At 40.5% G+C, this 25,711-nt stretch carries 22 protein-coding genes and 1 tRNA gene; 11 read left to right on the plus strand and 12 right to left on the minus strand.

Annotation, left to right across the window (positions count from 1 at the left end; genetic code table 11):
• Positions 1 to 99 precede the first annotated feature (99 nt).
• Positions 100 to 522 (plus strand): anti-sigma regulatory factor, encoded by a 423-nt coding sequence (locus CQ839_RS18430; RefSeq protein ID WP_103669764.1) that lies wholly within the window; start codon positions 100 to 102, stop codon positions 520 to 522.
• On the opposite strand, the gene CQ839_RS18435 is transcribed toward CQ839_RS18430, so the two are convergent.
• The 5 genes from CQ839_RS18435 to CQ839_RS18455 form a co-directional block, all read right to left on the minus strand.
• Positions 504 to 3,056 (minus strand): response regulator, encoded by a 2,553-nt coding sequence (locus CQ839_RS18435; RefSeq protein WP_103669765.1) that lies wholly within the window; start codon positions 3,054 to 3,056, stop codon positions 504 to 506. The genes CQ839_RS18430 and CQ839_RS18435 overlap by 19 nt on opposite strands.
• Complete coding sequence (locus tag CQ839_RS18440) at positions 3,053 to 4,894, minus strand: PAS domain-containing hybrid sensor histidine kinase/response regulator (protein ID WP_103669766.1); 1,842 nt, start codon at positions 4,892 to 4,894, stop codon at positions 3,053 to 3,055. The genes CQ839_RS18435 and CQ839_RS18440 overlap by 4 nt, the downstream gene beginning before the upstream one ends.
• Before the next feature lie 33 nt (positions 4,895 to 4,927).
• On the minus strand, positions 4,928 to 5,287 hold the full coding sequence (locus tag CQ839_RS18445; RefSeq protein ID WP_103669767.1) for a PAS domain S-box protein: 360 nt from the start codon (positions 5,285 to 5,287) through the stop codon (positions 4,928 to 4,930).
• A gap of 328 nt (positions 5,288 to 5,615) precedes the next feature.
• Positions 5,616 to 7,412: an aspartate--tRNA ligase gene (gene aspS / locus CQ839_RS18450; protein ID WP_103669768.1), complete on the minus strand. Its 1,797-nt coding sequence runs from the start codon at positions 7,410 to 7,412 to the stop codon at positions 5,616 to 5,618.
• 198 nt (positions 7,413 to 7,610) lie between these two features.
• Positions 7,611 to 8,000 carry an ArsC family transcriptional regulator gene (locus CQ839_RS18455; protein ID WP_181016251.1) on the minus strand — a complete coding sequence of 130 codons (390 nt, stop codon included), beginning with the start codon at positions 7,998 to 8,000 and terminating at the stop codon, positions 7,611 to 7,613.
• 94 nt (positions 8,001 to 8,094) lie between these two features.
• On the opposite strand from CQ839_RS18455, the gene CQ839_RS18460 reads away from it, so the two are divergent.
• On the plus strand, positions 8,095 to 9,051 hold the full coding sequence (locus tag CQ839_RS18460; RefSeq protein WP_103669770.1) for an ABC transporter ATP-binding protein: 957 nt from the start codon (positions 8,095 to 8,097) through the stop codon (positions 9,049 to 9,051).
• 51 nt (positions 9,052 to 9,102) lie between these two features.
• Here CQ839_RS18460 and CQ839_RS18465 read toward each other — a convergent pair whose 3' ends face one another.
• The 6 genes from CQ839_RS18465 to CQ839_RS18490 form a co-directional block, all read right to left on the minus strand.
• The gene (locus CQ839_RS18465; protein WP_103669771.1) at positions 9,103 to 11,709 is read right to left on the minus strand and encodes an EAL domain-containing protein; all 2,607 of its coding nucleotides are present in this window, start codon (positions 11,707 to 11,709) and stop codon (positions 9,103 to 9,105) included.
• Positions 11,710 to 12,096: 387 nt separating this feature from the next.
• A complete protein-coding gene (locus CQ839_RS18470; RefSeq protein ID WP_103669772.1) occupies positions 12,097 to 12,324 on the minus strand; it encodes a hypothetical protein in 228 nt (75 codons plus the stop codon).
• A gap of 555 nt (positions 12,325 to 12,879) precedes the next feature.
• Positions 12,880 to 12,952: transfer RNA gene (locus CQ839_RS18475), tRNA-Val, on the minus strand.
• Between the two features lie 159 nt (positions 12,953 to 13,111).
• Positions 13,112 to 14,470 carry an 8-oxoguanine deaminase gene (locus CQ839_RS18480; RefSeq protein WP_103669773.1) on the minus strand — a complete coding sequence of 453 codons (1,359 nt, stop codon included), beginning with the start codon at positions 14,468 to 14,470 and terminating at the stop codon, positions 13,112 to 13,114.
• A 310-nt stretch (positions 14,471 to 14,780) separates the two neighbouring features.
• Positions 14,781 to 15,485, minus strand: a complete 705-nt coding sequence (gene msrA / locus CQ839_RS18485; RefSeq protein WP_103669774.1) for a peptide-methionine (S)-S-oxide reductase MsrA — start codon at positions 15,483 to 15,485, stop codon at positions 14,781 to 14,783.
• 138 nt (positions 15,486 to 15,623) lie between these two features.
• Positions 15,624 to 17,333, minus strand: a complete 1,710-nt coding sequence (locus tag CQ839_RS18490; protein WP_103669775.1) for an ATP-binding protein — start codon at positions 17,331 to 17,333, stop codon at positions 15,624 to 15,626.
• A gap of 342 nt (positions 17,334 to 17,675) precedes the next feature.
• Between CQ839_RS18490 and CQ839_RS18495 the strand changes: the two genes are divergently transcribed.
• From CQ839_RS18495 to CQ839_RS18520, 6 genes are all read left to right on the plus strand, one after another.
• On the plus strand, positions 17,676 to 18,428 hold the full coding sequence (locus tag CQ839_RS18495; RefSeq protein WP_103669776.1) for a cell wall metabolism sensor histidine kinase WalK: 753 nt from the start codon (positions 17,676 to 17,678) through the stop codon (positions 18,426 to 18,428).
• Positions 18,429 to 18,583: 155 nt separating this feature from the next.
• Positions 18,584 to 19,264, plus strand: a complete 681-nt coding sequence (locus CQ839_RS18500; RefSeq protein WP_103669777.1) for a response regulator transcription factor — start codon at positions 18,584 to 18,586, stop codon at positions 19,262 to 19,264.
• Positions 19,265 to 19,694: 430 nt separating this feature from the next.
• Entirely contained in the window at positions 19,695 to 20,096 is a 402-nt protein-coding gene (locus CQ839_RS18505) for a hypothetical protein (protein ID WP_103669778.1), read from the plus strand.
• A gap of 109 nt (positions 20,097 to 20,205) precedes the next feature.
• Entirely contained in the window at positions 20,206 to 20,913 is a 708-nt protein-coding gene (locus CQ839_RS18510; protein WP_103669779.1) for a DUF4079 domain-containing protein, read from the plus strand.
• Positions 20,914 to 20,983: 70 nt separating this feature from the next.
• The gene (locus CQ839_RS18515) at positions 20,984 to 22,327 is read left to right on the plus strand and encodes a 2Fe-2S iron-sulfur cluster-binding protein (protein WP_103669780.1); all 1,344 of its coding nucleotides are present in this window, start codon (positions 20,984 to 20,986) and stop codon (positions 22,325 to 22,327) included.
• Positions 22,328 to 22,430: 103 nt separating this feature from the next.
• The gene (locus tag CQ839_RS18520) at positions 22,431 to 23,213 is read left to right on the plus strand and encodes an MIP/aquaporin family protein (protein ID WP_103669781.1); all 783 of its coding nucleotides are present in this window, start codon (positions 22,431 to 22,433) and stop codon (positions 23,211 to 23,213) included.
• Here the strand turns inward: CQ839_RS18520 and CQ839_RS18525 are convergent.
• Positions 23,195 to 23,413, minus strand: coding sequence for a hypothetical protein (locus CQ839_RS18525; protein WP_103669782.1), 219 nt, complete (start codon positions 23,411 to 23,413; stop codon positions 23,195 to 23,197). The two genes, CQ839_RS18520 and CQ839_RS18525, sit on opposite strands and share 19 nt — an antisense overlap.
• A 698-nt stretch (positions 23,414 to 24,111) precedes the next feature.
• Between CQ839_RS18525 and CQ839_RS18535 the strand changes: the two genes are divergently transcribed.
• The 3 genes from CQ839_RS18535 (at position 24,112) to CQ839_RS18545 (ending at position 25,517) form a co-directional block, all read left to right on the plus strand.
• Positions 24,112 to 24,510 carry a hypothetical protein gene (locus CQ839_RS18535; protein WP_103669784.1) on the plus strand — a complete coding sequence of 133 codons (399 nt, stop codon included), beginning with the start codon at positions 24,112 to 24,114 and terminating at the stop codon, positions 24,508 to 24,510.
• 366 nt (positions 24,511 to 24,876) lie between these two features.
• Complete coding sequence (locus CQ839_RS18540) at positions 24,877 to 25,152, plus strand: hypothetical protein (protein WP_103669785.1); 276 nt, start codon at positions 24,877 to 24,879, stop codon at positions 25,150 to 25,152.
• Positions 25,149 to 25,517, plus strand: coding sequence for a clan AA aspartic protease (locus CQ839_RS18545; protein ID WP_103669786.1), 369 nt, complete (start codon positions 25,149 to 25,151; stop codon positions 25,515 to 25,517). The genes CQ839_RS18540 and CQ839_RS18545 overlap by 4 nt, the downstream gene beginning before the upstream one ends.
• Positions 25,518 to 25,711 lie beyond the last annotated feature (194 nt).

Raw genomic sequence — 25,711 nt, forward strand, 5'->3', positions numbered from 1 at the left:
AACTGATAATTAATATCTTTAAAAAACCATATCTCAGTTTCCAAAGAATTTCCTATTAGATCTATATTTTATCTCAAAACTTATCTTGGTAGAACTTCCGTGTCTCTAACAATTTTGTTACAAACTACTACAAATCTTAACGATCTCATTCTCGTATTAGATTGGTTTGAGCAACTCCCACATAAAGCCATACCAAATGCTGATTGGTTGCGTTGTAAAACTGCTCTAGCAGAAATATTTACCAATTCTGTGCGTCACGCCCATAGAAATATGCCATCGGAAACACCCATTAGCTTAGAAGCAAATCTTTCTGATAGTTCAATTGAGATTAAAGTTTTTGATTTTGGATCGGGTTTCGATCTTTCAGGAAAACTATCAAAACTAGAAGAAGTTGATGTTACTGCTTTAGGAGGAAGAGGACTAGACTTGATCAGCCAAATGGTGGATGTCTTTACCTACGATAAAACCACAGACGGACGCAACTGTATGAGAATAGTTAAGTATTATGTCCCAATCTCTTGAACTAGATTTTTTATCTGTTCAATATCTCTGGTAATTTTTTCAAGTAAGATTGTGATGTTTTCTGGCAGATTTTTGTTTTTGCCGCTTTCTTCTAATATGCTTGCTAATCTAGCAACTCCACTTATCCCGATCGCAGAACTCGATCCTTTAATAAAATGGGCTTCATGCTCAATATCTGCGTATTCTTTTGTAGAGACAGCGATCGCCAATGCTTCTAAATGCTCAGGCATCGATATTGAGTATGCTTTCAATAACTCTCGCTTAAATTCAGCATTGTCACTACACATTTCGTCGAGATAAGCCCAATCAATTTCTAATACCGAATCAACTAGAGTATTTTCAATTTTCAGCGGATCAATAGGAATATCATTTTTTGAATTTGGTAATAAGATCTCGATCTTTTCAGCAGGCTCAAGTTTATCTCGATTGGCAAGGATTTGAGTCCAATAATCTAACTTCTTCTCCAAATCCTGTTTCCGCACTGGTTTACCCAGAAAATCATCCATACCCGAATCTAGACAGCGATCGCGATCCTCTCTCGTCGCATTAGCAGTTAGAGCGATGATAATCATCTTTGAAGCTTTGTAGTTTGATGCTGCTTCGCGATCGCGAATTTGACGACTAGTACTATAACCATCAAGGATTGGCATCTGACAATCCATCAAAATGATATCGTATGGAATTGTTTCAAGTAGATCTAACACCTCTTGACCGTTTGCAACAACATCTACCTTAAAACCTAAATTATGCAGTTGATTGACAGCAACCTTTTGATTGATTGGACTATCTTCAGCAAGCAATATTCTGAGCTTTGACGCAGGTCGAATTTCTCTAGATTGGAGATTCTTTTTGATAGGTTCCTGTTCACCACTAGTCCCTTTGATCGTAGTAACTAGACTATCTAATAAACGTGATTTGCGGACAGGCTTGCAGATATAGTCAGCAAAACCAATCTCAAGCATACGTTTAGCTGCACCGCTTTGATCAAGTGACGTAAGCATCGTTAAATGCATATTCTTAAGGATTTGGGAGCTTTTAATCTGGATTCCCAACTGCTCGCCGTCCAATTCAGGCATTTGCATATCAAGCAATGCAACTTGATATGGTTTTCCCATCTCTATGGCTCGATTTAGACAAGGAATAACATCAGTAGATTGGATAAGTATATCGACCTCCATCCCCCAAGATTTCAGTTGATGGTAAAGGATATTACAGTTCGTGATGCTATCATCAACCACCAAAATCTTTAGCCCTCGAAGCCGATCAATCCCATGATTATGATGTTCATTGGACTTGTTGACTTGCTTTTGAAAAGGAACTGTAAACCAGAAGGTTGAGCCTTTATTCTCTTCACTTTCTAAATGAATTTCACCTCCCATCAAATCCACCAATTGCTTGCAGATAGCTAATCCCAAGCCTGTTCCACCATATTGTCTCGTAGTTGAAGCATCAACTTGGATGAACGGCTGAAACAACCTAGACTGAGAAGATTCTGATATCCCAATGCCTGTATCGATTACAGCGAACCTCAAAATGACAGAATTTGCTGATTCAGATTCCAGACCTACTTCAATGATCACCTCTCCTTGTTCAGTAAATTTAATGGCATTATTAGTCAGATTTAATAGAATTTGTCGTAGTCTACTGATATCTCCTTGCAGATGTTTTGGAATGTCTGGATAGATAAATGTAGCTATTTCTATACCTTTACTGTGCGCAGGTTTGGCTAAGATATCAGCAATCTCCTCTATGCTTGACTCTATATCAAAGTCAAGTACCTCTAGCTGCATCTCGTGGGCTTCCAACTTTGAGAAATCGAGAATTTCATTTATAAGGTTTAATAGATGCTCTCCACTGTTGTGAATTGTCTCAGCAAAATCTTGCTGTTGAGAATCCAGATTAGTATCGAGCAATAAACCTGTCATCCCGATCACAGCGTTCATCGGTGTCCGAATTTCATGGCTCATTGTTGCCAAGAAAGAACTTTTTGCTTTGTTAGAGTCCTCTGCTGCTTGCTTAGCTAGCTGAAGTTCGTAATTTTGTTGATTTAACCGCTCATTCAATTCAACTAATTCTTGATTACGATTCTCTAATAACTCTCTCTTTTCTGCTTCTAAAACTAACTGGCGATCGCGGGATATTTGCAAAGCATCGTATTGTTGCTTTATTCTCAACATTGATTGCACCCTTGCCCGCAGTTCAAGAGCATTAAGAGGCTTGCTAATAAAATCATCAGCCCCTGCATTTAAGCATTGAGCAAGATCTTCTTTCGCTGTTAGAGCCGTGACCATAATGATCGGAATCGGGCTATATTTAGGAATGGCTTTGATGCGTTCGCAGACTTCGACACCATCCATATCGGGCATCATTACATCCAATAAAATTAAATCTATTTCTAGGATTTCTAAGGATTCGAGTGCTTCCTGTCCACTAGATGCATAATTTAATTCATAGTCATATTCATTCAACAATGCTTCTATGACATCAAAATTGCGCGGCTCATCATCAACAATTAAAATAGATCGGTTATTCATGGATTATTTAGGTTAGGGTTCTGCGATTCAAGCTTTTTTGTGGTGCGGCTCCGCTGCGCCACAAAAAAGCGGTTCTTTATTGCTTTTGGGCTTAAAATTTGTTTGATTGTATTTGCTAGTTGATTGAGTTTGATGGGTTTAGTTAAATACTCATTTGCACCAGCTTTTATACATCGCTCGCGATCGCCTGTCATTGCTAAAGCAGTTAAGGCAATAATGGGAATGTTCGCTAGTTCAGGAATATTGTCTCTACGAATGATTTTGATTGCCTCTAGCCCGTCAATATTGGGCATTTGAATATCCATTAAGATTAAATCAGGGCGCATTGCCTTTGCAATATCGATCGCTTCTTGACCATCTTTGGCAAACAACAATTGATAACCCTTGGCTTTGAGGTATCTAGAGATTGTCAGCTTATTCCCATCATTATCTTCCGCAAGTAATAGTATGGGCAACCCCTCAGCAATTCCATTGTCAGGACTTGGCTCTAATGAACCTGTGGATTGATTTGTAAGTTGATTTGTAAATATAGGCGATGACATTGATATATTTTCGCAGGGAAGTGCGATCGTAAAACAACTACCTACGCCCACTTCACTCGTTACACTTACCGTGCCGTTATGCATCTCTACAATGCTCTTAACTAACGCCAGACCTAAGCCAGTGCCTGTGTTTTGACGATTGAGCGCTCCATCTATTTGGACAAAGGGTTGAAATAATTTTTGCATATTTTCAGGTGAGATGCCGATCCCTGTATCAGTTACGGCAAATCTAATTTCGCTCATGATTTCATTCGTGATTTTTGCTGGATTTTGCTGGAGACTAACCGCCAATGACACCCGACCTTTTTCAGGAGTGAACTTAATCGCATTACTGAGCAGATTAATCAAAACTTGGCGAATACGTCTCTCATCGACAAATAATTCTGGTAAATTAGGGGCGATTTTTAATTCCAGATGAATGCGTTTTCGTAATGCTTGCTGCTTAACAAATGGCAAACTCGATTGACATAGTTCATTGATCTCAGTTTGCGAACAGTCAATCTCGACTTGTCCCGATTCAATTTTGGCAACATCTAGAATGTCATTAATCAATTCCAATAGATGGGTTCCACTGCTGGTAATGGTTTCTAGGGAGTCTTTCTGCTCTTGATTAATTGCACCAAAAACATGCTCTTGCAATGCTTCAGACATTCCTAAGATAGCATTGAGGGGAGTTCGCAATTCATGGCTCATGTTAGCAAGAAATTCATCCTTCAGCCGAGTAGCGCGAGCCAGTTCCTCGTTAGAGTCCTCTGCTACTTGCTTAGCTAGCTGAAGTTCGTAATTTTGTTGATTTAACCGCTTGTTTAATTCAACTAATTCTTGTGTCCTAAGCTCAACCCTATGCTCTGACTCTATTTTAGCTTGCAGGAGCAATGATTGGGTTCGTTGTTGTTCAGTAATATCATTAATTGCGATAACTACACTAATCTCTTTTGGCTCGTTAGCTACTATTTCTACATAGGTAGATACAACTTCAATAATCGAGCCATGTTCTCCTAGATGGAACTCGTAACTCTGACTAAATTTCCCCTTCTTCTCTATTGCTAATGCCACGGGATATTTTTCGGCTGGTACAAGAACTCCGTCATAATACAGAGGCAAAAGTGTCGGCAATTCTTTACCAAGAATCATAATATGTAATTTTCCAACTAAGCGATCGAAAGATTTATTACACCATTGGATACGTCCTTCTGCATTAGTCCACACAATCGCACTATCTACCGCACCCAGAGCGATTTCCATTTTCCCTAGAGTCGATCGCAGTTCCTGTAGTTGAGAAGGAGTAGATTCCATGGATATAATCTTAGGATTGTTGACTAAAAAAAATTAAGATTCTAGTGAACGAAGTGTTGCACCAAAGCTCCATTTTTCGTCTTGTTTTTCAGCAATAATGTAATGTTCTGAAAGAATCTCTCGTTCATCTTTGGTTATAACTTTAAGCTCTAGGGGATGATTAAGAATGGTCGCAACACCTGATGCAGTAAAACGAGAAAACCCCATATGATGGGACTCTCGAAAATAGCTTGGCAAAATTACTGAGATCAGTTGTCCAACTATTTCCTGCTTTTGCCAACCCGTAAATATTTCAAAATGCTCATTGACCTCAACAATAATTCCTTGAAAGTCAGCAATAACACCAGGGAGATCGCTAGCTAAAATCTCAGCAAGTGTCTGGGGACGCTTCATGGAGAGAGCCTCAAAAATAATATGATGTCATATATGTTCTTAATTGCAAACATATCTAGTCATTTATTATACTTTTTGTCTGGGTAGATAAGTAGATAAATATCAGCTAAAAAAACATATTAATCGTCACGCGAGGGATATAGCTTGTTTCAGACATTAATTATAACAATGTAAGTTTTGCTTAGGACACATTCAAAAGAGAAACAGCGGCGCGAAGTGCCGCCATTACTCTTTTGGGTTTGATTTGTCTAACTAACTCAAAGCAATTGGCAAGCATTTAGACCAATGGGAGCCAAAAATTAAATAAAGGGCGCAAAGCGCCCTTTATTTAATTTGTTTTAGCAGGAGGTAAAGATAATTTAACGTGTAGTTCTTTTAGCTGTGAGTCATCAACACTTGATGGTGCTTCAGTCAATAGGTCGCGTGCTTGCTGTGTTTTCGGGAAGGCGATCACATCTCGGATCGAGTCTGCGCCAGAGATGAGCATCACCAAGCGATCAAGCCCAAAGGCTAGTCCGCCATGAGGAGGAGTTCCGTACTCAAATGCTTCCATTAGGAAGCCAAACTTCTCTTTTGCCTGCTCATCGCTCAGCCCGATCGCAGCAAATACCTTTTCTTGGACTTCACGCTTATGGATACGAATACTACCACCACCGATTTCTGTACCATTTAGTACAAGGTCATAGGCTAGAGCGATCGTATTAACATCAATGGGCTGACCATCGGCAATATCTTCAGGACGAGGCGAGGTGAAAGGATGGTGCAGGGCTTCCAATCTTTTCTCGTCAGCATTCCACTCAAACATTGGGAAGTCAGTAATCCAGACAAAGTTGAGTTTATTATGATCGATCAGTTCTAACTCATGACCGAGTGCTAGGCGCAAACGATAGAGTGATTCGTTAACAATCGCCTTTTCGCCAGCACCAAATAGCAAGATCGTGCCTGCGGTTGCGCCTGTGCGTTCTAGCAGTTCCTTCTTAACTTCTTCGGTGAGACTATCTTTGAGAGCGCCAATTGTATCGATGACACCATCTTCGCGGACGCGGATAAAGGCTAGACCTTTTGCACCATATTGAGCGACTAAATTGGAAAGGTCACCACCTGGCTTAATACGTGTATTAGAAATCAATGCATCACCGCCAACTACAGGCAGGACTTTAATCATTCCGCCATTAGCGACCGTGTTGGCAAACACTTTGAACCCTGAATTAGCAAACAAATCAGTGACATTTACCAATTCCATGCCAAAGCGAGTATCAGGGCGATCGCAGCCATAGCGATCCATTGATTCGGCATAGGTGAGTCGAGGGAAATCGCCAAGTTCTACACCTTTAACGGTTTTGAAAACATAGCGAATTAGATTCTCATTTAGCTCAATGATTTCTTCTTGGGACATGAAACTCATTTCCATGTCCAGTTGTGTAAATTCAGGCTGGCGATCGGCGCGAAGATCTTCATCACGGAAACATCGCGCAATTTGATAATAGCGATCGCAACCACCTACCATTAGCAATTGCTTAAATAACTGTGGCGACTGTGGCAGCGCGTACCATTGTCCTGCATTCACACGGCTTGGTACTAGGTAATCTCTTGCACCTTCAGGTGTAGAACGACAAAGAATCGGTGTTTCTACTTCCATAAAGTTATATTCATCTTCAAGGAAGCGCCGAATCGATTTAACAACCTCAAATCTGAGCTTGAGATTGCTGGATAGACGCTCACCACGCATATCGAGGTAGCGATATTTAAGACGCAATTCTTCTTTAATCGTGTCAGCTTCAGAAATTAGGAATGGTAGGGGTTTACTGACAGCATTGAGTAATTCAATCAATTCAGCATAAATCTCGACTTCACCTGTGGCAAGTTTGGGATTAAGTGACTCATCTGGGCGTTTAGAAACTTTACCGATAATTCGGACTACATATTCATTTCGCATTTCCCCTGCAAGTTCATAGGAGACGGGAGTCCGTTGGGGATCGCTGACGATTTGCAAGATTCCTGTGCGATCGCGCAAATCTAAAAAGATCACGCCACCATGATCCCGTCTGCGATCGATCCAACCGCACAAGCTTACTGTTTGTCCGATCTGTTCGGCATTGAGGTGACCGCAATAGTGACTACGCATCATGTTTTTCGAGAAGACTTGATTATAAAATCGTGATTTTGAACATTGTCTATGATAACCGCTAATGCGTTAGTGACTGGCATTATTCGTGATTTGTCTATGCGATCGCAAAATTTTCGCAAAAATCTTAACTAATTAACGAACCTATAAACCCAAAGGAGAGTTACAGTGCAAAGCGCTGTAACTCTCCTTTGGGTTTTAGGCATAGCTTAAAAGAACTTCAACTTTATCTCTAATGTCGTCTCTGATATATCGGTATGCTTCCAATGATTCTTCTTCTGGTTGAGGTACAATCCATTCATCAAAGCTTCTACACATCATCCATTGTTCTGGCAGTCTCATGCTCATCGTACATAGTGAGATTACAGTATCAAAGTTATATGGCTCGTAATCGCTGAGAAGTTGAGGATCATTATCACTAATGTCGATACCAACTTCATTCATCACCCGCGCAATATATGGACTACATTGACCGAATGCTAATCCTGCACTCGCTACAAAAATTTGCTCCCCGACAATATCGCATATCCAAGCTTTAGCTATCTGAGCATAGGTATTGTCTTGACAGACAAACATCACATTTTTCATCGAACGCATTCTCTTTTGATTTTAAAATTGTGCAGTATATATTCACAATTTGCAATGTGAAGGTTAACATGGCTATAACTTTTGTGGCAATCTCATGACAGCAGTACCGACCGTTCGCACTCACCGATTGACAAAACAGTTTGACAATCACGTTGCGGTGAATCATCTCGATTTGCAGATTGATCGCGGTGAAGTTTATGGACTGATCGGACCAAATGGTGCAGGTAAAACAACATTGATTCGGATGCTCGCTGCTGCTGAGGAGCCAACCGCTGGCGAAATTTATATCAATGGGGCACGGTTTTTGCGTGGTCAAAACAACCCTGAACTGAAGAGACAACTAGGCTATTTACCCGATGATTTTCCTCTTTATGATGACCTAACAGTTTGGGATTATCTCGATTATTTTGCTCGTTTATATTTTCTAAGAGATCCACAGCGATCGCAAAGATTGTATGAAGTAATTGAGCTAGTAGAGCTAGAACAAAAAAAGAATGAACTAATTGCTACGCTCTCGCGAGGAATGAAGCAACGTCTTAGTCTTGCAAGAAGTATTATTCATAATCCCACTTTGTTGTTATTGGATGAGCCTGTATCGGGACTCGATCCTCTCGCACGGGTGCAGGTTCGCAATATTATCAAATCTCTGCAACAGCAAGGGATGACGATTCTGATTTCATCGCATATCTTGAGCGATCTTGCCGAAATTTGCACTTCGATTGGGATTATGGAGCTAGGACATTTAGTTGAAAGCTCAAGACTACAAGCGCTCTATGATCGCAGTAATCAAGACCAGCAACAATTACTAATCTCGACCTTAGGCAATCTTGAGGATTTACAAACCGCTTTAAGAAAATCGGAGCGAGTACAGGAGGTAGAAGCTCTATCAGATGTTCCGAGTGTACGAGTTCAGTTTATTGGCAGTATTGAAGACTGCGCTGCGTTGCTAAAGTCTTTGATCGAAGTGGGGATTCCTATTTCCAATTTCCATCGTACTCAAGAAACTTTAGAAAATATTTTCTTGAAATTAGGCTATAAGCAAACCAGCTAAGATCTTCTTTTGTTGAGGTGCGGCGGAGCCGCACCTCAACAAAAGAAGATCTTAGTCTGTTTGAGAAAGCGCGATCAATTTAGAGCTATTAGCAATCACCTGCTCGGCGGCAGATGCAGGTAGAGGTCGCGAGAATAAATATCCTTGACCAAACTCACAGCCCAATTTTTTTAAAATTTCCACCTGCTGCTCTGTCTCTACACCTTCAGCAACAACACTCATATTTAAAGTATGTGCCAACATCGTAATTGTGCGGACAATTTCGATGTTCTCACCGCCGTCAGTCATTTGATTTACAAAAGCACGATCAATTTTGAGAATATTAATTGGAAACCGATGTAAATAGCTCAGGGAAGAATAGCCCTGTCCAAAATCGTCAATACTAAGTTGAATGTTTCGCGCCCTCAATTGAGCCAGTTTATTGATCGTCTGCTCACCTTGATCCATCAACGTACTTTCCGTAATTTCTAAACGGATAGAACCGCCATCAACACCAGTTTCTGCAAGAATAACATCGAGCTTATCTAACAAATCAGGTTCGCGAATTTGATGGCTAGCTAAATTAATGCTCATCTTCAAATTTGCTGCTTCAGGAAATTGATGTAGCCAAGCTTTTAGTTGTTGACAGGCTTCTTTTAAAACCCAATCACCAACTGCAATAATTAATCCTGTATCTTCAGCAAGGGGAATAAACTCTATGGGAGAAATGAAACCACGTTTAGGGTTCTTCCAGCGGATGAGCGCTTCAAATCCTGATAATTCGTCAGTGATTAGAGAAACTATTGGCTGATAGTAAAGCTCAAACTCTTGATGCTCGAGAGCGTAATGCAGTTCACTCTCTAACTGAGTTAATCTAAGAGTCTGTTCATACATCTCCTGATCAAAAAGAGTATAACGTCCTTTGCCCAGAGATTTAGCACGGTACATGGCAATATCAGCATCCCTCAGCAAATCAGCACAATTATCATAATCGGGCGTGCTAATCACAATACCAATACTTGCACTGGGAAAAATCGCCTCACCTTTGATGATTACGGGAGATAGAAACTTATTGAGAATGCGATCGGCTACTACTAATGCTTCTCCCACATCTTGAATGTCATCAACGAGAATCGTAAATTCATCACCGCCAAGCCTAGCAACTGTATCGATTGAGCGTAAGCAACTTTGCAAAAGTTCAGCGATCGCCTGTAAAAACAGGTCACCGACACTATGACCAAGACTATCGTTAATCATTTTGAATCGATCTAAGTCAATAAAAAAGATTGCAAACAGATAATTAGAATGGCGTTTACTATATTTGATCGCATGTTCTACACGATCCATAAATAGATTGCGATTTGGTAAACCTGTTAAGGCATCATGGGAAGCATCATGAGCAAGTAGTTCGATTGAATCAGAAAGAGCAGAATTCAGCTCCCGCAGTCGTGAAATATACATATAGCTCTGCATCACAAGCATGGAGCCGATATAAGTAAACAAAGCAGGTGCTACTGGTATCCACCAACCTGATAGAAATAGTAAATAGCTCCCACCAATTAGAAAACCTGTACAGGAGATCACAACACCAGTGAGAAAAATCAAACGTCTAGTCGAGAATATCCAAATAATTGCTGCCCCAGCAATTGCCCAAGCTGCAATCCATAGCTCTTCCCAAATATCTGACCAGACTCTAAATAGAGGGCGATTATCAAGTACTGCGCCCAAAACCAATTTGACAATATTTGCTTGAAATTCTACTCCCGAAATTTGAGCGGGTGAGGTTATAAAATTGCTGCTGTAGGGAGTATAAAAAACATCATTGAGACTAGATGCTTGAGGGCCTATCAGAACAATGCGATCGCGCATTAGTTGCGGATCAATGCGATTTTCTAAAATATCTTCAAGGGAAATATGGCGAAATTTTTGATAGGAGCCATGGTAGTTCATCAGAACTTGATATCCACCAGCATCAACATGAATATATCCACCATCAGTGCTTTCTAAAGGTCTAAAAATCGTTTTGCCAAGTTGTAAATATCTGGATTCTGACGGTGGTGGTTCTATCCCTTGATCTTTTAAATATCTAAGCGCGATCGCTAAACCTAGACTTGGCAATCCTTCATTCCCTTCAGGCACTGGATACAGTAAAGCACGGCGCAATCTTCCGTCAGGATCGATAATTATGTCATTTGCCGACACTTGACCTAATGCTTTTAAAGCGGGTGGTGGATTAATGACAGGGCTAAAGCGATCGCCAATACTTTTTTCGATGCCAATCAAGTTGGGAGTGGTTTTGAATACCTGCTCTAATTCTGCGTAGCCATCACCTACAGGAATATCTCGATAAAGATCTAAGCCAATAACTTTGGGTTTTTGATCGCGGATTTTGCGCAAAATTTTGGCAAGTACATGATCAGACGCAGGCCAGTTGCCCAAATAACGAATATCAGACTCTTGCACCCCGACAATAATAATTCTTTCATCCACTGGCTCCGCAGGTCGAAGTTGGATAAATAGATCAAAGGCAGCCCATTCACTAGGCTGCAACCACCCTAGCCAGCGCAGCCCGAATATTAACAAATATATGCTGCCACTAGACAGGAAAAAACCTCCCCACTGCTGGAATCTAAGTGGTAATTTTTCCCAACTTGACTTTAAAGTTTTAATAGCGATCATTTAAAGAAGTTTAGTTGAACTTGCTTCGTTCAGCCTAACTTATAGCCATAATTCCTTAATCGGCTAAAAGCTAAGGTAAGGGTCGCTAAGTTTTAATACTGATATCAAATCGCCTTAATCCTACCAAATTAATACTTTGATGTATGCAAGCCCTTTGTCGTAGGCTAAATATGAGCAAAATCAAAAAAGAAGGACATGCTGAGCATGTCCTTCTTTTTTTTGAAATTAAGCATTATGGCGGTTTCTTTATATCTTATAGATGAACTAACCTATAAACCATGTTAAAGATACAATTCAATTTGTATTATTAACTGAGTCTTGAAATGACGCTATAGCTATTTTTGCCTGATCTTAAAGACCTGATGGCACTAGATAGAAAACAAAATTTTACAAAATAGGATTTTGTAAAGGCAATGATTGATATTTAGAAAACATAACTTTAAAGTGTAAGCGAGAGCCTCCACCTTGAGTACGTTGTGGTTTTGGACGATCAGTTGGGGTAAATCCCGCTTGATTATTTGCCAAAGCTAGTTCTGGTTGACCGACTGCAAAAATCATCCCCCCGATGAAGGCAACCGAAGCTGGCAGAATATTTTTGTATGACTTTAGCAACATATAAATTCTGGCTCTTTAGCTACATATCAGATTTTACCTGATCAACGCGAAAAAGATGACTTTATATAACTTTTTGATAACTTTTTTTGTTTAAAAGTTTTTGTTTGACGTTAATTAAGACGTTAACAAACTTACATACTCCCTCCACAGTGAAAAATTAGAGAGAGTGCGGCTTCGCCATACCCTCTCTAATTTTTCACTTTATGCCACCTATTCTTTTGGTGGGAAGGGAGTATTAAGTTTATGATTATATTTTTTAAATTACTCAAATCCCCTACCTGAAAAGACTTCAACCCTAAAAACAGGATATCTTTCAATATTCTTCTTTTTGAAGGTATAACAATGTAAGAGATAGCTAGGACAAATCAAAACCCAAATTAATAAAGGTGGAGCAAAGATCCGCCTTTATTAATTTGGGTTTTATGTCCTAAGCAAAGCTTACATTGCTATATCTGACTTGAAGTTGTCTAAATCCCTTCAGAAATACATCTAAAATAATGCTTAAAAATCCAAAAAAAAGAACTCAGCTCTCTTAGCTGAGTTCTTTTTTATCTATGGGCGCTGAGGGACTCGAACCCCCGACATTCTCGGTGTAAACGAGACGCTCTACCAACTGAGCTAAGCGCCCTTTTTTTAGTCTGTTTTTTTGACCTCAATTAATATAGCAGATAACGATCGCATTTAGTCAACTATTTCGCCACAACTAATTTTGATATTTTTAGCACCTACGGCGCTAAAAATATCTCGCAGACGAAAAGGTGGGGCGCATTGCGCCCCACCTTTTCGTCTACTCAACTAGCTTACGCGCAATCTTATTTGTACGTTCGATCAGCGTTGGTAAATCAAGCGTGGTTAACTGACCGCGATCAATGACCTTACGACCATTGATAAAGCTGTAGTCCACTGACGGGACTGGGCAAAATATTAAAGCTGCAACCAGATCGTGATGTGCTCCTGCAAATTGCGATCGCTCAATATCGATCGCTATAAAATCCGCCGCCATATTTGGTGCGATCGCACCAATGTCATCACGACCCAAAACCCTAGCACCACCAAGAGTGGCAACCTCCAAAATCTCCCTAGCACTCATGGATGTGGTATCACAATCCTTCACCCGTGCTAATAAAAAAGCTGTACGAGCTTCTTGTAAAAGATTGCCAGTATCGTTTGAAGCAGAGCCATCTACACCCAAGCCCACTGGCACACCATGATTCAGCATTTTCCTGATTGGAGCAATGCCACTACCAAGACGAGTATTACTACAAGGACAATGTGCTACACCTGTCCCCGTGCGGGCAAATTGTGCGATCGAGTCATCACTCAGCTTTACACAATGGGCGTGCCAGACATCATCACCTAGCCAGCCAACAGACTCAGCATAGTCTCCAGGTATTTTGCCGAATTTGGCGAGGCTATAGTCTACATCCGATTTGTTTTCGGCTAGATGTGTATGCAATCTCACACTGGTATACGATCGCGCCATTTTTGCTGACTCGATCATCAAGTCTGGGGAGACAGAGAATGGGGAACAGGGCGCTAAAGTCATCCGTAACATCGCAAAGCGTGAAGGATCATGATATTCCTCAATCAGTCTTTGCGAGTCTTTGAGAATATCAACTTCCTTCTCAACTAAAGCATCAGGGGGAAGTCCACCTTGGCTTTCACCGACGCTCATACTACCGCGACTAGCATGAAATCGCATTCCAATCTCTTGGATTGCTGCAATCTCATCATCCAGTTTGCAATCATTGGGATAGATATAAAGATGATCACTTGCTGTTGTACAACCAGAGAGAATTAGTTCGGCTGCTGCCATCTGAGCGCTGATATAAATACTCTCAGACGTGAGCCTTCCCCAAATGGGATAAAGAGCCTGCAACCAATTAAACAAAGTGCAATCTTGGGCGGCGGGGATAACCTTGGTGAGAACTTGATAAAAATGGTGATGAGTATTAACTAGCCCTGGCAGCACAATATGTTTCCCCTGTAAGTCCAGCACCTCATCGGCAGTTTGGGGTAATTCGGTGGTGAGTCCCACCTGCTCAATCGCATTATCTCTGACAAATATAGCTGCATTACGGATCTCGCTGCGATCGCGATTCATGGTGACTAAGGTATGGATATTTTTGACTAGCAGGGTGGGCATGGATTTGGCTAAAATTCAGAATGTGAGTTTTTTGTCAGAGCAAAGTGCTGGAAGGTGACCTTTGATTTCTACCCTACAGTCTAGTAATTAATTGTCATCGTTGTAACCTATAGCAATGTATGCCTTGCTCAGGACATAAAACCCAAATTAATAAAGGCGGAGCTTTGCTCCGCCTTTATTAATTTGGGTTTCGATTTATCCTAGCTATCTCACATTGCTATATGGACTAACGGTAAAACAAAGAGCCAATTTTTGGTGGCGTGGCTTCGCCACGCCACCAAAAATTGGCTCTTTATTAACAGGTTAAACTTTACTCTTTATATATTTCAGGAAACTGCTTTCTTAACTGGGCAAGTTTCGGAAGATCATGAGCGACTACATAAGGATAGTCGGGGTTGTGAACAATAAAATCTTGATGGTAATCCTCTGCTGCATAAAAACTCTCTAAAGGAGCTAACTGAGTTACAACAGGTTTAGAAAAACTTTTGGTCTGGTTGAGACGTTCTATATAGGCTGCTGCAATCTGCTGCTGCTCACTATTTGTGAAAAATATAGCCGAACGATATTGAGTACCGCGATCAGGCCCTTGCCGATTTAGTTGGGTTGGGTCATGCGCTACATAAAAGTAGACTTCAAGAAGCTTCTCATAGGATATTTGGGAAGGATCGTAGGTAATTATGATGGATTCAGCATGTCCAGTTTGTCCAGAACCGACAGCTTCATAATTAGCAGTTGCAGCACTTCCGCCAGAATAACCAGAAACAACATTGGAAACTCCTTTTAGATGCTCAAATACTGCCTCTGTTCCCCAAAAGCATCCTCCTGCGAATACGGCTGTCTTTATTCCTTTCTGATTGATAATAGGGCTAGCAGTAGAAGTTTGAGTTGCTCTAGCCCCAGAGTTACGAGGCTCAGTATTAATCGCCTTTACCGAAACAAGCGAACTCAAAAATAAAGATGCGATCGCAAGACTGCCAATAATGCCGCCACAAACATATAAACTTCGCTGAAACATATTCATAGACTTTCCGTGAAACTATCTAAACTATTGGAACTTTAACTTTATGCATTGTTATAAGTAGTACGGAGAGCGATCTCTATTGGATGAATTTATATAGAAAATTGTAAGAGGCCCACCCTACGGATAAGTCTCTCATGTGGCTATCGGCAATAAAACACTAACGATCGTGCCTGCGATCGCTGAAGATTCAATTTCTAATTTGCCGCCATGAGCTTCTACAATTTTTTTGACGATCGCTAAACCTAATCCGTTGCCATCGGGTTTAGTCGTCATAAAAGGTTTGGTTAAATTGGGTAAAATGTCAGATGGAATAGGTGTGCCTCTATTCTGTACTTGTAAACAAATTTGGCGAGAACTGGTCAAAGAGGAAAAACTTACAGAAATTTTTTCTCCTTCTGGTACTGCTTCACAGGCATTTTGCAATAGATTGATCAAGACCTGAGTTAATTTATCTTTATCTCCGAAGACTATCAGGGATTCAGGCATTGGCTCAAAAACTATTTGCTTGCCAATGGCAACTGGCGTACTAGAAATATTTTCTATATACTCCATAGCTAGTTTGTTTATATCAACTGGAACGGGCTGAATAACCTCATGTTTTGCATAGAGCAGAATCTCATTTAAAAGTCGCTTAAGACGTTCTGCTTCATCTAAGGCTAGCGTCAATCTCTTCCTCGCGCTTTCAGGCAATTCCATTCGATAAAAGTAGTTTAGCCCCATTAGCACTGTGGTTAAGGGATTACGGACTTCATGGATGATTGTGGTTGCTAGTTCGCCAATCTCGGAGAGTCTTTCCATCGCTTTAATTGTGCGCTGTTGCTCTTGTTGTCGATGGGTAATGTCTTCAGCGATTCCCGCGACTCGATAGATTTGCCCATTTTTATCAATAATCGGAAAGGCCTGATCTCGAATAATCCTGACACCTCCATCTGGTCGAATAATCCGATATTCAAGATCGTAACTACTACCATCTAAAAACAAGTTCTTGAATGCTATTGATACCATCTCTCGATCTTCAGGAATAACTGCATTTAAGCAAACTGAGCCATCCTCATACCATTGTTCGACAGGAATTCCCCATACTTTCTCAAACATGGGACTCATGTAAATTGGCTTGCCATCATGGGAATACAGCCATACTAGCGGCTCCAAATTTTCGGCAATCAAGCGTAATTGCTCTTCACTTTTCCTTAATGCTTGTTCTGCTTCTTGTCGGTCATTGATCTCAGATTGTAACGCTAGATTAATTTCTTGTTGCTTTTGGTAGAGATTATAGTTGTCAATAGCTGTCGCAGCGCGTTCAGCAAAAATCTCCACCAAGCTCATCTCTTCGCGCGTGAATTTGCGTGGTCGTCGGTTAAACGAACAGACTGTACCAATAATTTCTCCATTGGGTAGTCTCAATGGTGCACCTAAATAAGCTAAATATCCTTCTGGTGTTTCACCTAAATCTTTAAAAATAGATGTATTTTCTACAAAGAGGCATCGACCAGAATTCATAACACTTTCTGAGAGCGTGCCATGAAGCTCAAATTGCTGTTCTGCTGCATCACCTAAGTCAATAGAACTGGCTGCGACTCCACCAAATCCCTCGCGACTTAAGGTGACAATTGCCCAGTCCAAGTCAAGTAATTCACTAACGCTACTTGCTACTAGTTGGAGATATCCTTTCAACTCGCCTGTACGATAACTGAGCGATGATAGTACTTCTAAGGTTCGCTGTTGTCTTTTGATGTTAGCTCGATACTGAGGCATCAAAGCTGAAATATTGTGTTTAATGCTATTTAGAAATACTTTAACGACCTTCAGTATGGAGATGTAAAGGCGGTTCAGGTATTTCATAAAAATATACTCAGCTAAAACTCAGCGTCAACTAATTAATTACTTAAAGGTAAATCATATTGAAACGATTTAGAGGAGTAATAATTATTTATATAAATATAATTTTTTTGATATCAGCAATTTCTATTTTATGTGCAGGATATAGATCTTTCCATACTTTATATGCTACAGCCTATACCAAAGCACGAAATAGCCACGCCATTTTGTACTTCTAAAACCCTTGCTAGGTTTAGTCTTTAATTCACAAAAGTGTGATGACACTTTTGCGAATTGGGATTAATGATTGAGGAGAGATGGCGAGCAATCGCGATCGCTAATTTTTTTGTAATACCGTGATTTGAAATGAGTGACTTTACTTTGACCTCTGCGCATGAGGCATCTGCAAACCATCAGATGGTCAGTCTTGATGAAGTGCAAGCTCAGCAAATACAACTAATTAGAAACTTCTCCCATGAGTTACGAACGCCATTAACGCTGGTTTATGGTTATATGCAAAGTATATACCGCCGTAATGAAAACCTTACCGATCTCCAAAAAAATGCGCTGGAGATCGCCATGTTTGAAATGAAGCATACCATTCAATTATTACAAGAATCTCTTGATCTAGCGAGGTTAGAATGTCACGCTATTTGCTTGCGCCGCGAACCAGTACCATTGCATGGGCTAATATCCGAAGCGATCGCTTTTTCTCAGCAAGTCAAATCGCGTGAAATTATCGTTGAATCTGAGGAGTCAAATATTTTGGTGCTAGCTGATGCTGATCGACTCAAACAAGTTTTATTAAGGTTGATTGATAATGCTGTGAAGTATTCGGATACTGCAATTACGATTAAATTAGAAAAGTCAGGAGATTGTGTAGCGATTAGTATCTGTGATCGTGGCTGTGGTATTGACTTTCAAGATCAACTCAATATTTTTAGCCCTTTTTATCGAGTTGATCGCTCTCGAAATCGTGACACGGGCGGAGCAGGCTTGGGTTTGGCGATCGCTAAAGTTTTGGTAGAAGGTATGGGAGGAACTCTCAATGTGTATTCTCAACTAGGTGAAGGTAGTATCTTTAAGATTATTCTCAAATCTCTCGTGAGTATTGCTTGATGTCTAAGCCACTCACATCGAATACCAATCCAAAAAAGTTTTGTCACACTTTTTTGGATTAAAAACCAAACCCTGTAAGGATTTTAAAAACATAAAATAGCGTAGCCATTTTGTGTTTTGGTATTACTCATTATGTTTAATATACTTAGAAATTTATGTCAACTAAAATCCTTTTAATAGAAGATGATGTCAGACTAGCCCAGTTTGTTGAAATGGAGTTAACTTGCGAAGGCTATCAGGTGAGCATGGCTCACAATGGCTTAGATGGACTAACTCAAGCTAGACAGGATCAACCTGATTTAGTAGTTTTGGATTGGATGATGCCAGGATTATCGGGAGTAGAAATTTGTCGAAGATTGAGAGCTACTGGTAGTAAAGTCCCGATCATTTTAGTTACTGCAAAGGATGATATTAGCGATCGCGTGGCGGGTTTGGATGCTGGGGCTGATGATTATGTAATCAAGCCTTTTAGTATTGAAGAGATGCTTGCCAGAATCCGTTCTAATTTACGTCGCACTAAAGCAGAAGATAGTGACACGCTCCAATTTGAAGATCTAAGTTTAAATCTCCGTACACGCGAAATCTTGCGTGCTGGAAAAGTGATCGAATTGACGGTGCGAGAGTTTGAGTTGTTGGAATATCTCATGATTCATCCCCAGCAGGTTATGACTCGCGATCAGATCTTAGAAAATGTTTGGGGTTATGATTTTGGCGGTGATTCTAATGTGATTGAGGTTTATGTTCGTACTCTCAGGCAAAAGTTAGAAATTGATAATACTTGCCGACTAATTCAAACTGTTCGCGGTATCGGCTACGTTCTGCGTCTTAGTAAGTGATGTTACGTGGAAAGAAAAATGCACCACATCCCCCAACCCCTTCTCCTTACAAGGAGAAGGGGAGCCAGAGCTTTTTCTTGTTCCCCTCTCCTTTGCAAGGAGAGGGGCTAGGGGTGAGGTTTTAGAAACTTCCACGTAACATCAGTAATTACAGTGATTTTCGAGCAACCGAACCAATAAAACTTTTGAGAGGGCTGCAAAGCAGCCCTCTCAAAAGTTTTATTGGTTCGGATTTGAGCACTTTGTGCTCTAACTGAGTAAACGATGAGTTTTAACCTAATTATTTTTAATTTTAAACTTATACAACTCATAACTTGATTTCAGCTTCGTATCATTGCGCTCGGCGATTATTGAGAAGTAGAGATTAGCTGATTTAGCAGATATCTCTGGTTATCGTAGTTTGAGCTAGCAAATTTAGGAGCATATTAAGATGAATATCAAGTCCCTCAGCCCTCTACTTACAAGTGTCGCTTTAGCAGGTTTTATCGGCGTTGGTGATGTAGCAGTGCGCTCATTCACTCCTCAATTTCAATCCGTAGCGATCGCTGAGTCAATGCCTTCTAAAACAGCCCAAGCGGAAAAGACAGAAGCAGAGAAGCATATTGAAATCATTACTAAAAACAAGGGACAGATTGGTGGAGGCGATCAGTTACGTCGCTGGTTCTTTGGCGATCTTATGCCTTTGGGAGTGCAACCAGGTGGAGCTGGCATGGTGGTGAGTCTCTACAACAAAGCTAACGATGTTACATTCTCCTACTGTGCTACCTATGATGTAGTAGTCGCAGTGAAAAAAGGTCGGGTGGTTACATTCCCTGCTAAAGAAGTCAAATAATTGATATTTCGTAGAGCGAATATTTACACTCACTCTCAGCCCCCGCTCTGACATTGAGAGGGGGCAAATTGATTATTTTTTACTAAAATTATTTGCACCTACCAATCATATGGATCTAAAAGATACTCTAGCTTTACTACATCCTGCGATCGCAATTGCATTTGTATTCCCATTGATTGGTATCGTCATCAATCGTTCTTGGCTAACTCGTCAACGTCGTCTGCAAACCACAAATGGAGAGAAGAGTAAGATTCCTCCAAGTGTTGGCTCCGAGCATTTAGCGATCGGTTATTGGCTAAGCGGCTCGGTTGTAGGAGTAGCACTTTTGGGCATGGCTTTCCCAATTTTTTCTAAGATGATCGAACGCGATATTTTAACCAAAGAGCCATCACGGGTTGCCTTTGTGGTGATCTTGTTTATTGCTTCTACGGCTTCGATGGTATTTCTCTATCGGGCTACAAGCAAGTTATGGCGTGGTGTTTTTGCGACTCTATCTGGAGTGGGATTAATTATCTTAGGTGCTCAACCAGAGGTCTTTCGTCGCGATAAAGAATGGTTTTTCTCTCACTACTACTATGGAATAGCCGCAGCTTTATTGATGATTTTTTCAATGGCGATCGTGCAGGATATTTACCAAGACCGCAAAAATCGCTGGCGAACTGTGCATATTTTACTGAATATTTTTGCGACTATACTGTTTTTAGGGCAAAGTATGACTGGCGCTAGAGATTTGTTGTCCATTCCCTATAGCTGGCAAGCTTCCTACATCTCTAAATGTGACTTTACAAATAAAACTTGTCCACAAATTAACAAATAGATTAGTTCAAAAGTGGGAGCGATTTCACTATTATAAAAAAGTAAAATCAGACTAATAACGGAATCCGCCAATGTTAGAAGATATTAGACAAATCTCAAATCCCTTGGTTAGGGCAATAACTTCTGGGTTGTTTCTCAGTTCTTTGGTAACCATACCTGCTTCTGCTGCAATTTTTTTAGTAAACTTCAAGAATGAATCTGCCTATAAATTCATTTTTTATGCCTCAATAGCTAGTGCTACAGTCGGTGCAGTGGGCGGTCTTGCATCTGGGAAAAGTAAATCTGAGGTAACAGAAAGACCAATAGTTGAAACTACTGGTGGTATGGATTGGAAAGACTGGCGTAAATTTGTGATTGATCGCAAAGTTAAAGAGAGCGACAGTATCACATCTTTTTATCTAAAACCATTGGATGGCGGGACGATTCCCAACTTCACACCTGGGCAATTTCTGACAATTCAGTTAGATATTCCTGAGCAGTCGAGACCTGTAATTCGCACCTATTCACTTTCTGATTACAGCAGATCATCCACTTATTATCGTCTATCAATTAAACGCGAACCTACGCCTCCAGACACGATCGCACCTGCGGGGATTGCCTCAAACTTCATGCATGATCATGTTCATGAAGGCTCTGTTATTTTGGTAAAGCCTCCTGCTGGAAAGTTCGTGTTAGATGTGAATAGTTCGCAACCTGCTGTCTTAATCAGTAATGGTGTTGGTATTACGCCCATGATTAGCATGGCAAAAGCTGTTAGCTTGCTTAATCCACAACGACATATTTGGTTTTTGCATGGTGCGCGAGATGGCAGCCTCCATGCCTTTCGTGATGAAGTTAATGCGATCGCAGTTAGTAATCCTAATTTACATATCGTTTATTGCTATAGCCGCCCTAACTTGACTGATGAAGGAAATTATCAGCATAAAGGCTATGTGGATGTTGATTTGATCAAGAATGTAGTTGCACCTGAGATGCAGAACTTTTATGGTTCGACGGATGCAGAATATTTCCTCTGTGGCTCTCCATCATTTATGGATTCACTCCGAGATGGATTGAGGGAATGGGGTGTAGCTGACAATAAGGTTCTATTTGAATCTTTTGCTAAAGCTAAGCCCAAGAAGTCAGAACCAGCCCAAGATCCATCCCAAGAACATGATTCTATCGAAATCGTTTTCGGGAAGTCTGGTAAAACTCTGAGCTGGAGTCCTAACGATGGCACGATTTTAGAGTTTGCGGAAGCAAATGATATCTATCCCGATCATAGTTGCCGTATTGGTGTTTGTGGTACTTGTATGTGCAAAATTTCTGAAGGAGAAGTTGAGTATGCGCAAGCACCAACGGCTTCTGTTGATGGTGATTCAGTTCTCATTTGCATCTCTAAGCCTAAAACTGCAAGGTTAGTTCTAGATATTTAAAACCCAAAACTAGAGATTGTGTCGCCCGCGTAGTGGGTGACACAATCTCTAGTTTTATAAACTACTTAGTTATGCCATTAGAGCATAGTTATAAATTTGGATAATGAATATAATCGAATATGCGATCGAGGCTATTTGTTTAGGAACATTTATGGTTATAGCAACCATAGTTACAGCCATTTTTCAGCTTCCTAGCTCTCCTATTCATCAAGCGATCGCAGATCCTCTGTTACGGCGTTTTTTTATTGCTGTAGTAATTGCATTAACTGCAATGTCGATAGTTTATTCCCCATTTGGAATGCGATCGGGCGCTCATCTGAATCCCTCTGTGACCTTGACCTTCTGGCGACTTAAAAAAATTCGCACAATAGATGCTTGCTTTTATATCTTGGCACAGGCTCTGGGCGCAATTTCAGGCATTTGGTTTGCTGGCATTTTACTCGGTATGGCGATCGCTGATCCATCGGTAAATTACATTGCTACAGTTCCCAGCTCTGCTGGTGAGTTGGGAGCTTTTTTAGTTGAGTTTTTACTCTCATTAGGAATGATGACTTTGATACTACAGATATCAAATCATCCTAAGCTATCTCAATTGACGGGTTTGTTTTGTGGCATGTTGCTGGTGGTTTATATTACGATCGCTGCACCAATTTCGGGGATGAGTATGAATCCTGCGCGATCTTTGGGTTCTGCCATACCCGCCCAAGCATGGCATGGCTTTTGGATTTATTGTGTTGCGCCTCCCCTAGGAATGATCATCGCCTCAGAAATCTATCTGCGCTTGATCGGCAAAAAGAAAAGCCGCGCCGAGTTATGCTGTAAACTTTGTCCAAATAGTTCTACTCGATGTATTAGTCCAGTTTGCTGTCAGATGTGTAAACTGTAGCTGCTGATATTGGACTTCGACTTTGGCAAGACAAGTAAAGAGATTGGATTTCTACCATCAATCAAATGCGTATCACCAAGATCGTGTAATTTGCTAGCGATCGCATTAGAAGCACCAAATATGATAGTAGCGATCGCGAGTAACCACCTACCGATAACCCGATCTTGAGAGTTAGGAATTCTAGAAAGTTCTTGAGCCATTGCTTGACTATATTTTGTTGTGGAGAGATAAAATTAAATGCGATCGCGTAGCTTTCTAGTTGAAGTCTGTTATAGGCGTATGATTTTTCAGCACTGGTTTAGGAATGTTATGCTGCATAGCGATCGATAAAACTCCATTCAGGTATGTTCCGCTGCAAAAAGTTTGTTCTTACTCTTATTGGTTGCTTTATCTGACTAGTTGTGTGATATTTATTTCATACAAGTATTTATCCTGTAATCTACATGATGATGTATAGTTATGCCGCTCAGTGCTTGGGAGGGGTATAGTGCAAGTTTATATATAGAAGATGATACCCAATTAAGAATAAGTTCTCGGTTAGGTATTGATGAATGTGGTGTTGATAGAGTGAGATCGCATATTCTAAAGTGTATCTAACAGTAAACAACCAGTGAAGCAATGATCAAAAGCAAATTCAAATTCGTTTTCGTGAAGTACCTTCTGTTACTTGCCTTTGGGCTTGCAGTAACTGCAACCTTACTTTCGATCTTTGGAGGTGCAAATGTAGCACCTTTCTTAGCTCAAATCCTTCCTATTCTTTGGAGAATTCTTGTTGGTATTATACCTTTGATAATGGTTCTTCTTACTTTATTAACTATGGTTGAGTCCCTTAAATGAATACTACTCAAGCATAAGAAATGCAAAAGAAACAACTATTCAGTCAACCTGCAAATAAACCATGCTAACTATTCTAGTATTTGTACTAACTATTATTTTCAGCTTTTTGTTCCACAGAAAAACAAAGCGTTTCCCAACTTTGCAGGCTGTACTTTTAGTTGCATTAGCCATTCTTGCTGCAATCCAAAATATTAGATTCTTTTACCTGATGTTGATTCCAGAACTTGGTAATATATCGTTTTTTAGTATTTTTCTGAATCAGGGAAATGGAGCGATAAATAACTCATCCGACTTGAAGACTTGCTTAAATTCTGTGGGCTCTGAATTTGATCGTTTTAATTTAGTTTTGGGTCCAGTTGCTGTAATATGGCTGTCGATTAAGCAAATAATAGAGCTTTTGCCTAATAAAGTTTCGTTACAGAATTCATCTCAGCCCTCACAGTCAAAGCCTCAACCTTAATACCAAAATATTGAAAGAGACTACCTAGACGTGCCATAACAATCCCGTTGCACACCGCCCGTTTCAAGTCTTTTCGCTGAGTTCGAGAGGTTGCTAGCGGCGGGTGAACGGGGGGCGTTATGCTAAACCGAATAAGCCCGACAAAGTTATTTGTTTCCAGCCGAAATTAGGCGCTCAAAAATGATTTGCTTCGTTGGTGAGTTCCAAAAAGTTGTCGGCGATCGCAAAGACAAATAATTATTAAGTGCGATCGACAATCTTGTAGGGTGCGTTAATGAAATGTAACACACCTTTTTTAGTACCAAATGTAGGGTTTCATTGTTACCCAAAGCTATAATGACACTATAAACTAACAACACAAAAGCTATGTCAGTTCGTCAACGGCGTTACAGCAAAGAAGAATTAGCTCGGCGTGGTCAGGAACTCTATGAATCTAGCATTCGGCAGCAAGTAGAATCTGGTAATACAGGTAAGATCGTAGCGATCGATATTGAAACAGGAGCCTTTGAAGTCGCCGATCATGTTTTGCCAGCGACTAACGAATTATTCAAGCGATATCCTGATGCTCAACCTTGGGTTATTCGTATTGGACACCGTGCTGTTTATCACTTTGGCTCAAGGAGTTTGGTGAAACCTAAATGATGCAAGGAGTTGTTAATCGGCGGTGTGAGGCAACACTTCCATTGGTTGTTGGTAATGCGAACGGGCAAAGGCAAGTTATCGATGCTGTCATTGACACAGGTTTCAATGGGTTCCTCACTTTGCCATCTTCAATCATCGCTGCTCTTGATTTACCGTGGAACGCTTCCGACATCGTGACCTTGGGTGACGGTAGCGAAACTTTCTTTGATCTGTATTCAGTAACAGTTATCTGGGATGGACAGTTTCGTGAAATTGATGTTGCTGAATCAGAGACTGACCCTTTGATTGGAATGTCACTACTCTACAAGTATGGATTGCGAATAGATGCAGTTGAAGGAGGTATCGTGAGAGTTGAAGCCCTATGACTCAGTAAAAAGTTACGTTGTTTAGTTCCGAGAAGTTATTGGCGATCGCAAAGACAAATAATTAGTAAGCGATCGCCATTATTTTAAGCAATAGAATCCCAAAATGAGGATTTACTGAGCGATCGCTTAAAAAATATTCCTGAAGTATCAGCTAATTTCAATATACTTTTTATATCTCTCTAACTCTGTTTAGT

Source organism: Pseudanabaena sp. BC1403 (assembly GCF_002914585.1).
In the GTDB taxonomy this organism is placed as follows: Bacteria; Cyanobacteriota; Cyanobacteriia; order Pseudanabaenales; family Pseudanabaenaceae; genus Pseudanabaena.